The 4,522-nt window shown below is 43.6% G+C and carries 3 protein-coding genes and 1 tRNA gene; 1 reads left to right on the plus strand and 3 read right to left on the minus strand.

The features are described 5' to 3' along the window. Positions 1-5: 5 nt before the first annotated feature. The 3 genes from WAZ74_RS09495 to WAZ74_RS09505 form a co-directional block, all read right to left on the minus strand. A tRNA-Ser gene (locus WAZ74_RS09495) sits at positions 6-96 on the minus strand. Between the two features lie 92 nt (positions 97-188). Then, positions 189-1,364: a type I glyceraldehyde-3-phosphate dehydrogenase gene (locus WAZ74_RS09500; RefSeq protein WP_422308059.1), complete on the minus strand. Its 1,176-nt coding sequence runs from the start codon at positions 1,362-1,364 to the stop codon at positions 189-191. Positions 1,365-1,494: 130 nt separating this feature from the next. Beyond that, on the minus strand, positions 1,495-3,441 hold the full coding sequence (locus WAZ74_RS09505) for an AAA family ATPase (RefSeq protein WP_422308060.1): 1,947 nt from the start codon (positions 3,439-3,441) through the stop codon (positions 1,495-1,497). 330 nt (positions 3,442-3,771) lie between these two features. Here WAZ74_RS09505 and WAZ74_RS09510 point away from each other — a divergent pair. Continuing rightward, positions 3,772-4,522: aldehyde dehydrogenase family protein (locus WAZ74_RS09510; RefSeq protein WP_422308061.1), on the plus strand; the 751-nt coding region annotated here is incomplete at its 3' end.

Here is a 4,522-nt window from a genome sequence, read left to right on the forward strand (position 1 = left end):
GAATTTGGCGGAGACGGAGAGATTCGAACTCTCGAAGGGCTATGAACCCTTGTCGGTTTTCAAGACCGGTGCATTCAACCGCTCTGCCACGTCTCCATTTGTGCATCATTATAGCGATCTGAAATGAGAATGCAAGCAGTTATCTCAAAATAAATAAATAAATTTACTAATAGCTGCTAATTTTTGCTCTAAGGCTTACTTGAGGCCAGATGTAAGCACATATCTAGCAGTCTATTGGCATAGCCCCATTCATTGTCATACCAAGCAAAAACCTTATGTTGCTCACCTACTTGCATCAGCTGTTGCCCATCGATGATGAGCGATTCAGGTTGATGAATAAAGTCACTTGAAACCAATGGTTCATCAGTATAAGCCATGATATTTATCAAACTACCCTCACTGGCAGTTTTCAGTGCGTCTCGAATAGCGTCAATGCCAACACTTGGCGTATCAAACACAAAAGTCACATCAATGGCAGCCACATCAATGGTTGGCACGCGAATAGAATGCCCATTAATCTTACCTATCATGTTAGGTAGCACGCGCTCCGTCGCGGCAATACTACTTGAAGTCGTTGGAATAATATTATAACCAGATGCGCGCGCACGCCTCAAATCACGATGCGCTTGGTCGAGTACGGTTTGATCCGCAGTCACAGCATGAATCTCTGTCATCATCGCTGACTTGACACCAAAGGCTTTATCGAGGGTATCAATGAGCGGTACTAACGCCTGAGTCGTACAAGAGACGCTAGATATAATAGGCAAATCACGCGTTAATGTCTCGCTATTGACGCCCATCACGATAGAAGCATCGACATGATCAAAGGGAGCCGCGCCGATAATGACTTGCTTAGCACCTGCTTCTATATGCAAGCTCGCTTGTTCGTATGAGCGATAATTTCCGGTACACTCCAGCACCACGTCAACCTGCAAGTCTTTCCATGGCAGCGTTTCTGGATTCTCTCTTGATAATAGACGAATGCAGTAAGTAAGATTATTTTTGGTCAAGCAAAGCTGAATATCATTTTTTGCTGTCGCACAGGGTTTTTGCTGACGATCGGTGATGCCATCTTGTACGATATCAGCAGTAACGCCCAATCGGCTCAAGCGTCCATGCGTGCTATCGAACCTGAGTAGATGCAATAACGTCTCAGCTGGTGCCAAATCATTAATCGCCACCACATGAATGGCACGTCCTAGCACCTCAAAGCGTTCTAGTAGCGCGCGCAGCACATTGCGACCAATACGACCGAAACCATTAATAGCAACTCTCAGAGGTTGAGTCTGCTCACTGGTCGCATGAAACCCTACTACAGTAGGATCAGACGTTAGACGATAGGTGGCGTTAGAAAAATCAGGCATAACAAATTATCGCTATAAATAAAAAGACATAAAAGAGAATTGAGCGCTACAAGTTCAACGCTAAAATGAAATGCAACCAATAGCATACTAACTGGACTGAATATTTCTTTTACAGACGAATTGTTAGATGCTACGGGGTAATGAAAATCAGTGCTAAGCGAATCGTATTATAGTCAATGCTCTGCTTTAGATGATCATATATCGGACGCAGCTTAATACTGCCATCATCATTAAAATCGTTTGGATTGTTAGCGACTTTAATCGCCACATAAGCATTGCCAACGGCCGTCATCACCTCATCCTCTGGACGCAGATGATCACAAGCCAAGCTTGGATCTTGAGATTTTAGGTCAGCAATATGACGCATAATCGTTGATTGTGAAAGCTGACGGGCTTGAGAGATCTCCGCAATAGACAAGCTTTCCTCTAATAATAACCGCGTTACCAGTAATGTACTGTCCGACTTATCCGAAACCTGATTACCCAGTTTCTGTTTTTTCTCTATTTGCGCTTGTTGTTGCTCGCGGCGCTTTTTTTGTAGGTTGGCATAGGCGTCAATGATTGACTTGCTTAAGGTACCGCCTGATTTAAGAATAAACTTCTCATGCGCCTGCGTCATACTCTCTTCATCAAGCATAGCATAGTTAGCATCTGCCTCATCAGACAGCACTAGAAAGCGTTTATCTGCGCCGCGTGCTAGCGGATCAAGCTGTAAGCTCATGTCATTCATACCCAGCAGCTGTAAACCTGCCAGCGACTTTAAACGTGATAATGCCACATACCCTTGCCCAAGCTCAAAGGTGCGGGACAAGTCTATTTCAGCGGCTTCTAGTGTCATACCTTGCGATTTATGAATAGTAATTGCCCAAGCCAAACATAATGGCACCTGCTCATAGCTCGCGAGCACTTCACCCGTCTCGTCTTCGATGATCCATTCTTCAGGCTCGGCGATGACTTCACGCCCTGAGTTCAGTCTGACCACTGGCATTTTCTGCGTCGTTGGTTTTTTAACTTTTGGCTTATCTTTGTCCTTCTTAGTTTTATTTTTTGCGCTCTTAGCAGTCTGTTTACCGTTACTAGCATCACTACCTTTATCGCTATCAATATCATCGTCTTCGATTAAATCATCGCTACTGTCCTTGCTATCATCAATTTTAACAGCAGCAAAACCAATGAGCTCGCCCATGGTGCCATTAGATACGCCAAGCTCGGTATTATTTTTAATAAACATCACCTTTGAGCCAACTTTTAATACCAAGTCATCTTGAGTACGAACCGTCTTTTTTAGCGTTTCAACCAGTTTACTATCGCCAATAGAAGTGGCTTCAAAGCGCATCTTTTCGCCATCTAACGCTGCAAGTTCTTTATCATTTATACTATTAACGTTGAGGTTATGGGTATAAAGGCGGGTACGTTTGATATCGACACTTTGATCAAAGGTCGCCTCTAAGGCGGCAATCGCCTCAAAGGTCACTTCTTGACGACGAATTTGATTCAGAATATCGTCCAAATCAAGCCCACCATTAGCAGCTTCACTCACTTGGCGATGTTGCTCAGACAAATAGCAAATATGGAACTTGGCATCGAGCCACGCTTCAGACATGAAGGCAAACTTCTCACGATTGCTCTCGCCCTTACTGCCAATCGGCGGTAACTGAAAAAAGTCCCCTGCCACCACCACTTGGATACCACCAAAAGCTTTATCATTTTTGCGCACGTGCTTAAGTACTTGGCTGACCAAATTAATCTGCTTGGCATGCAGCATTGATATCTCATCAATAATCAACACTGCCGTATCTTTTAAACGATCTGCTAAGAATTGCTTGCGCGATAAATTGGTTAAATCGCGATCAGAAAGTTCATCTTTAATACCGATACCTGACCAGCTATGAATGGTGGTGCCGTTCATATGCGTCGCAGCAATTCCGGTACTGGCAGTGACGGCAACCGGCACACGACGTGCGCGCAGATAGTCGATATATTGGTTAAGGGTATAAGTCTTACCTGAACCTGCTGAGCCTGTCAAAAAGACGTTTTGACCTGTTTTTAGAATATCTAGAGCAGAAGATTGACGCATATATCCAAACCAATTAATTAATAGTAATAAGAAAAAAGCACAAGAAACACATTATCAGAAAAAGAGAACAGCGGTAGTTACATTGATACCCATAGTCAGCAAAAATAGATAATAACAATTATAACAGCTACATCCATTTTGCGAAGCATTTAACTATCCTCACTCACATAACTTTAAGTTATGTGATACAAAATATATCATTATAAAAAGTCATTATCGTTCGAAGCCAAAGCTCAGTACGATAGACTCATAGCTTGGTCAGGATGGCCAAATATCTATGCTTAAGTCATTTATTCTTACGTAGCCATAATACACAACAAGGAATCGTTCATGTTATACGCCTATCCCAATACTGAAAACAGTCCCGTCCAATTCCGCGAAAAATACGATAACTTTATTAACGGCGAATGGGTCGCGCCAATCGATGGTGAATATTTTGATAACTCAAGTCCAATCGACGGTAAAGTATTCTGTCAGGTTGCACGCTCTAAAGAAGCAGATGTTGAAGCTGCGCTAGATGCCGCTCATGCTGCCAAAGACGCTTGGGGCAAAACCAGTGTCACTGAACGCTCTAATATGTTACTCAAACTTGCCGACGGTATCGAAGCCAATTTAGAGGCTATCGCTATCGCTGAGAGTTATGAAAACGGTAAACCGGTACGTGAAACACTCGCCGCTGATATTCCAATAGCAATGGACCATTTGCGTTACTTCGCTGGGGTGATTCGCGCGCAAGAAGGCGGTATTAGCCAAATTGATGAAGACACGGTCGCCTATCATTTCCATGAACCACTTGGCGTCGTCGGTCAAATCATTCCTTGGAACTTCCCTATTTTAATGGCGATCTGGAAAATTGCACCAGCGCTTGCAGCGGGTAACTGTGTAGTCCTCAAGCCAGCCGAGCAAACCCCTTCTTCTATTTTGTATATGCTTGACTTAATAGGCGCGGCAGACATTTTACCGAAAGGCGTACTGAACGTCATTAATGGCTTTGGTGTTGAAGCTGGTAAGCCAATCGCTTCTAATCCACGTATCGATAAAGTGTCCTTTACTGGTGAGACCACTACTGGTCGCTTAATTA

It is taken from the genome of Psychrobacter sp., assembly GCF_049295055.1.
Classification (GTDB): domain Bacteria; phylum Pseudomonadota; class Gammaproteobacteria; order Pseudomonadales; family Moraxellaceae; genus Psychrobacter.